The following is a 6,684-nucleotide window of genomic DNA, read 5'->3' as shown; positions in this document are numbered from 1 at the left end:
AACCCTTGTCCAGGACGATGACGTGTTTATTTGAATCAATCAGCAGCAGCCGTTTGTCCTTGGAAGTAATTCCTTTCATGATCATCTCTGCGCTGACCGGATCTACGGTGGGGTCTCCCTTGCTCTGAATGATCAGGGCCGGCTGGTAGATCTCCCCCAGAGAGACCTCGGTCTGTTCCATCAGTTTTTTGAATTCATGGATCGCGCTGATGGGAATGTTCTGATAGTTGATCCCAGGATTTTCGGGAAAGGATTTTTTGAATCTCTTGATGCCGTTGAGGTAGGGAAGGACGGCCACCAGCCTGTTGATCTGGTTGGCGAGGCTTGCAAATAAGATATTCTTATTCCGGATGCGGAGCGGTGTGGAGATAGAGACGATCCCCGTCACCTCATGCTGATGTTCGGCGGCAAGCTTCAATGCGATGCATCCCCCCATGGAAAATCCCGCGACAAATATCTTATCGCAGTAACATCGAAGCGCTTCCCACCCGCGGAAAGCCGAATGATACCACTGGTCTATTTTTCTGAAATCCAGGTCACAGGGGGAGGTGCCGTGTCCTTTAAGGCGCACGCCGTAGGCAAAAAGACCCTGCTCGGAGAGAAACTCCCCGAGAGGCCTCATCTCGGCAGGGGAGGCGCTCAGCCCGTGGATCAGCAGGACCCCCGCCTTGGGTTCAACGCCATGCTCCGGTATGAAAAAGAAAGGATCTCCGGGCTGGACCCTGGTTTCCTCCTTGTTGATCTCCTCATATTTTGATTTGCAAAAAATGGCCTGATCCCAGACATAGCTTCTCTTGTCGTCATCATAGAGCAGAGCGGCCCTGGATTGCGGGGTGTTGAGCTTGTCGTATTGGGTCAGGACTTCATGTACCATCTCCCTGACCGCAGGAACGGGCTGAACCTCATTGTAGCGGACCTTGATGAAGTTCTTGATACGAATGACGTCGAAGTCGTAGCTCTGCTCAAGCGCCGGCAGGAATAGGTATTGATGATCCTTCTCCTGAATCAGCCCGGAAGCTGCCGCATTGATCAAGAAGTCCCTGAGGTCCCGGTTGGTGAACTTGAGCAGTGAATCGTACCGGTCCGGGTTCTGAAGACCGCGGTGAAGAAAAACGCCCTCGGCTCTCTGAAGCTTCTTAATGGTCAGATAAAGGGAGCGGACAAAAAAAGTTTTGGACACCTCACGCTGTTTATATTTCCGGATCAGCTCATAGATGATCTCGGCACAGAGGTGTTCCATATTGACGGTCACCAGGGAGTAGATGGATTTCATGTATTGGGTCATGATCCGTTCGGAAAGGATCTCTGAACGGACGATCTCCAGGCGGTTGAGCAGGCGGGTGGCCGCGCCTTTCAGCATCGCTTCATTCATCATGAAATATCTCGATTTTAAGAGCAAGGAATCCGTGCGGCCGAGATAGTCCTTGACCGGAATGGGATCTCCGAGCCGGATATCCATGTCCGTATCCTTGAACAGGATATTCCCTTCTATGATCAGTTCCTCTTCCATCCGGTTGTTCTTGATCCTTCCCATGCGTTCTGAAATCTTTCTGAGAAAATTATCATCCCCCCGCAAGGGGTGAAACGTGATGTTGGCAGGGATGATCATCACCGGCCGGGATGCGGTCGAGAGGAATCGCTCAGGGTCATCGATCTTAAACAGGGATGAAATTTGCTTGAGGGTTTTTTGATTTTTCCTCTCATAAGTCAGGATGAAAAGGTCTCGCAACTGCTGGGCATAAAGGGCGATCACCGCCGCTCCCGTGTGCGGTTTGCGGTAGGTCTTTTCTTCTCTTGCATAGATCCGGAAACGGCCTTTGGGTCCTAAAACCCGCCGGTCCTTGATCATGGAACCTTCCGGAAATATAATGGTCTTGTATCCGCGGTTGATCTCACAGGCCATAAAATGGATAATGTCCGGCAGATTCGTGGGAACAGCGCCGATACTCATGAGATATTTTCCGAAGGTATCATCCCTGAACAGTTCGGGAGCGGCGAGGGAACGGCTGATCTTCCCGGTCTCCTCAAAGATCAGGTACTGTGGGATAAAGGTCTCAAAGCGGGCGAAATGATTAAAAAGGAAAATGTCCCCTGTTTCAAACTGGCCGGTCAGGTTATGGACCTTGATGTTGACCTTGAGAAACCGGCGAAGGATGTCGAGGACAAGGCGGGTCCTTTTATAATTTTTCTCGCTGATCACGAGATCATTTTGGGTGATCATGCAGGGGATGCCCTTTCTTGAAATCTCCATAACTCATTAAAATTACAACGCTTTTAAGACCATGTTAGCATTCATTAATGAAAAAGGCAAGATGAATGGGGTCTTGGGGTCTGCGACAAATTTATGGGTAAACATCAGGATTATATATGTTTGTCATTGTCCGGCTTCCCCTCTTGCCCTCGGCTTGCCGGGGCGGTTTACCGGGGCTTGACCGGACAATCCATGGTTCGACAAGCTCACCATGACAATTGTCACCCTGAGCCTGCCGAAGGGTGGATTCCCCGATCAAGCATGCCCCCCGACTTGATCGGGGGGTCGGGGAATGACGTTCTTAGAGAAATATTTACCCACAAATTTGTCGCACACCCGGGTTCTTGAAAAAAGTTTCCGCTTGGTTTCTAAAACAAAATCGTTTATCCTGAATTTATGGAGAAAAAGATCCCGATCCGTCTCTATGACGAAGAAGGAAACGAAATCGTCAGGGAGGTTTCTTACCGTTCCGTAGTGGATGCGCATACCGGGATGACCCGTTGGGAGATGGAACCCGGGCAGGATCTTTCAGGGGGGAAGCTTCAGGTGGACCCCCATCTTCGTATCGTCTCCATCGGCGGAGGAACCGGTCTGCCGGTTCTGCTTCGAGGGTTGAAACACTACCTCTTCACGAATTCCGATAAAAACATGATCGAGCCGTCTTTTAGAGAGCGGCTCACCGCCATCGTCGCTATGACCGACGACGGGGGGAGTTCCGGCCGCCTGCGCCATGAACTCAACGTCCTTCCGCCGGGGGATATCCGAAACTGCCTGATCGGACTCTCCGAGAATGAATCCCTGATGGCGAAGCTGCTGAAATTCCGTTTCAAAGGTGACAACGGGCTTTCGGGCCATAGTCTCGGGAACCTGATCCTTGCGGCCTTATCCGAAATCAATCAGAGTTTTTTCAAGGCCGTCTCGGACCTCAGTTCCATCCTGGCTATTAACGGGCAGATCCTTCCCGCCACGCTGGAAAAAGCCGTTCTCAGGGCGGAGCTTGCCGACGGATCCATGATCGAGGGCGAGACCGCGATCAATGCCTGTCCAAAGCCGATCCGCCGGATCATGATCGAACCGGAGGGCGCAAGACCACTGGATCAGTCCATCGCTTCACTGGAGAAAGCCCATGGGATCATCATCGGTCCCGGCAGCCTCTATACCAGCATCCTGCCGAATTTGATGATTCACGGGGTGGCCGACGCGATCAAAAGATCGCCCGCCGGAAAGATTCTTGTCGCGAATCTCATGACTGAACCGGAGGAGACACGGGGCTTCACCGTGGAAGATCATATCCGTGTGATCCATGAACACGCAGGCTTTCGCCTGATTGATCATGTCCTGATCAACCATGCCCCGCTTCCCCTTCATCTTAAGTCCCGTTACCACGGCGAAGGGGCCGAAGCCACGCGCTATGATATAGAAGAAATCCGCAGGATGGGAGTCCATCCTGTTGAAGCGGATCTGCTGTCAAGCGATGATCAAAAGGTTCGCCATGACCCGGAGAAGCTCGCACGAAATATCCTGAAACTCCTGCGTTGAATGAAGATCCGTCCCCCTCTATAAGCTGCTTTGATTCAGGGTCTGAATCGGAAAGGGAGAAGCGCCGTCAGGTCCTTTTTCAAGGATTCTGCGGATGTAAAATGGATCCCCCGGATCCCGAGTTTTTCAGCCGCCCGGATATATTCCTCTACATCATCTATATAAACGGCGCGGCCGGCGCTGACCCCGGCATAGCTGAGGGCTGTCTGATAAATTTTCTCATCAGGCTTGCATACACCCACTTCATAGGAGAGGATCCAGGATTCAAAGAGCCGCAGTACTGGAAATGTTTTCACGATATATTTGAAGTGGATGGGATCGGTATTCGAGAGCAGGAAGAGCCGGAAATGTCCTGCCAGCTCTTCAATCATCCGGGTGACTTCCCGGTTTTCCGTGAAAATCTCGGCCCAGATCCGAGCAAAGGAATCGAACGGGAGTGAAAGATCGAATTCCTCGGCGATCCTAAAATAGAATGTTTCAGGGCTGATCCTGCCTGCATTGAAGTCATTTGAGAGCCCCTGTTCAGGACCAAAGACCCGTTCAAAAAGGGTTTTCGAGTCCAACCGCGCTCGGCCGCTGGATGCAAGAGACAGCCTTTCCGCGATCCGGTGGAGGTCGAAATCAACCAGCACCCGCCCAAGATCAAAGAAGATCACTTCAATGGGATTCTGTTTCATTGTTCCTTCCTCTGGACATCATGGTGCATTTGATTATCATCTGAAATTCTGGTTTTTCTCCCAAACGTATCTTGGGTTCGAGGATTCCAGGGTCCAAGGGGTCAAGTGAAATACTTAAATGCAAGCAAAATTTCCAGAGAATAACACTGGAACCCTTGAACCCTGATGTTTTTTATATATTATTGCATAATTAAAGCGACATAATATTATTCTTAACGTTGCATAGTATACTTAATCTTGTCTGCTCTATCGTCATTGCCCGACCCCCCGATCGGGCCTGTCCTCCGACTTGATCGGGGGATCGGAGGGCATGCTTGATCGGGCAATCCAGAGAAAAAAATCTGGATTCTCCGGTCAAGCCGGAGAATGACAATATGTAGCCTTATTTATGCAAGGCTATATAGCACTTCACTCAACCCCTTGAATCTTTGACCCCTCAAGTCTTGAAAAGCACTTCACTCAACCCCTTGACTCCTTGGCCCCTTGACCCCTGATGGTTTCACCTACTCTTTTGGAGATGATCTAAGACTCTCTATGCATCCTGCCTCCGGACAGAAGAACCTTGCCGTCCGGAAGTCAGATCGTCAACTCCCGGACCAACTGCTTTTTGAATAACTCCCTGGGGCGGTTGAAATAGCCGATCTCCATCTGCGGGAACTCTTTTCTCAGCAGCCGAATGAGGTTAAGGATTCCGATGGCCCGGCCGGAAAGCGACGGGAAAAGATTGAGATAGATTTCAGGATCGATGGAGAGATTCCTCATTTGAATCATCTGCACGCGGGTCTTTCGGATCAGATCGAGAAGGGCCGCAGCCTCGGGTTCCAGATCCGTGATGCCCGGAAAGACCAGGAGGTTGATGGCGGTGTAAAGCCCCGAGTCCACGGCCGTACCAATGGAACGGATCACATCCCTGAATCGGTAAGCCTTGGGTCGGTAATAGGCCTGGTAGGTCTCTTCTCGTGGTGAATTCAGACTGATCCGGATGCTGTCCAGGCCCGACTTTCTGAGGCCCTTGATGGATTGAGGAGAGAACCCGTTGGTGTTGAGATGGATCGTTCCCAGCTCGGTCTCTTGGCGCATCCTGCGGATGGACTTGCAAAGGAGGGCGGACTGAAGCAGGGGTTCACCTTCGCACCCCTGGCCGAAGCTGACGATCCCCTGTTTCACATGCTTAAGATGGGGAAGGGCCGTACGCACCACCTCATCCGGGGTCGGGACAAAATCGATCCGATCCTGAGAGGCGGCGCACCCGTTTTCGGGCTGCAAGGAAAGGCACCCCGCGCAAGAGGCATTGCATGACGGGGAGGTGGGGAGCGGGGCCTCCCATCGCCCCATGAAAAGATTTTTTGCGGCGAAACAATGGTCGGAAAGGGCACAGCGCTTCAGATGGCGGAGAAGGCGGTTCCCCGGGTCCATGGCGATTCGTTTCTCCACGTGCTTTATGATTTCACGGTCGTCATAATGACAGGGTTCCGAGTGGGTCATGGGATCGATCCGTACCGCCGGCGCACAGAACCCTTGTTCCGTCCACCCAACGGACGTGTAGGTCCAGAGGGGGAGGTAAGGCTTCGGTTTTTCGACCGACACCGCCGGAAGATAAAGGCGGGTATAACCGGCAGGGAGAAAAGCGGCCACGGCCGTGAAGGATCCTGAATGGGCCTGGTGAGGCTTGATACCTTGGTTCTCATCGAGGCTTTTCCAGCCGTTGAACACGGAATACGCCGCGGTCTTGGGATCCCATCCCACGGCGGCGCGTCCGGGCATGGTAAAAAGCTTGCTCCCCTCAGGAAGCGGGATCAATTCCGATTCAGGGATACGGATCCATTGCCGCCCGGATTGCCCGGAGAGCTCCAGTTCAGGATGATCATAAATCTTCCCGCTCCGGTCTGCAAAAACTGTAAAAGCCATGATGTGCCCCGTTAAAAATAGAAATGTTATACAAAAACACGTGTAAATGTCAATTAGGGATCGCTGGAACCAGGGTCATGTCATAGTTCGGCATAGCCTGTTGATATCGTAGCGCAAATATATTTCACTGGTTTTTCTATTGGGAATCGTGTATAACGGTTTTATGGCAAACGATCCCCCGCACACACCGATTCACCACGCGCCGCAGGTTTATCCCACCACAGATACACTTCTTGTCCGCCCCATCATAGCCACCGAGCGTGAAACGTGGGATACGCTCATGAACCGCCATCATTATCTTGGTTTTCG

4 protein-coding genes are annotated in these 6,684 nt (G+C 51.9%); 1 reads left to right on the top strand and 3 read right to left on the bottom strand.

What is annotated here, in order from left to right:
- Positions 1–2,251, bottom strand: a 2,251-nt coding sequence (locus tag AUK29_03570; protein ID OIP64924.1) for a hypothetical protein, incomplete at its 3' end; no start/stop codon positions are given.
- 507 nt (positions 2,252–2,758) lie between these two features.
- Here AUK29_03570 and AUK29_03565 point away from each other — a divergent pair.
- Positions 2,759–3,790 (top strand): hypothetical protein, encoded by a 1,032-nt coding sequence (locus AUK29_03565; GenBank protein OIP64925.1) that lies wholly within the window; start codon positions 2,759–2,761, stop codon positions 3,788–3,790.
- A 35-nt stretch (positions 3,791–3,825) separates the two neighbouring features.
- Here AUK29_03565 and AUK29_03560 read toward each other — a convergent pair whose 3' ends face one another.
- Both AUK29_03560 and AUK29_03555 read right to left on the bottom strand, forming a co-directional pair.
- A complete protein-coding gene (locus AUK29_03560) occupies positions 3,826–4,467 on the bottom strand; it encodes a hypothetical protein (protein OIP64923.1) in 642 nt (213 codons plus the stop codon).
- A gap of 576 nt (positions 4,468–5,043) precedes the next feature.
- Positions 5,044–6,375 carry a hypothetical protein gene (locus tag AUK29_03555; protein OIP64922.1) on the bottom strand — a complete coding sequence of 444 codons (1,332 nt, stop codon included), beginning with the start codon at positions 6,373–6,375 and terminating at the stop codon, positions 5,044–5,046.
- Between the last annotated feature and the right edge of the window lie 309 nt (positions 6,376–6,684).

Source organism: Nitrospirae bacterium CG2_30_53_67, assembly GCA_001873285.1.
Classification (GTDB): Bacteria; CG2-30-53-67; CG2-30-53-67; order CG2-30-53-67; family CG2-30-53-67; genus CG2-30-53-67.
The sequence above is the reverse complement of the archived record's forward strand: the minus strand, read 5'-3'. Positions and strand labels throughout refer to the sequence as shown.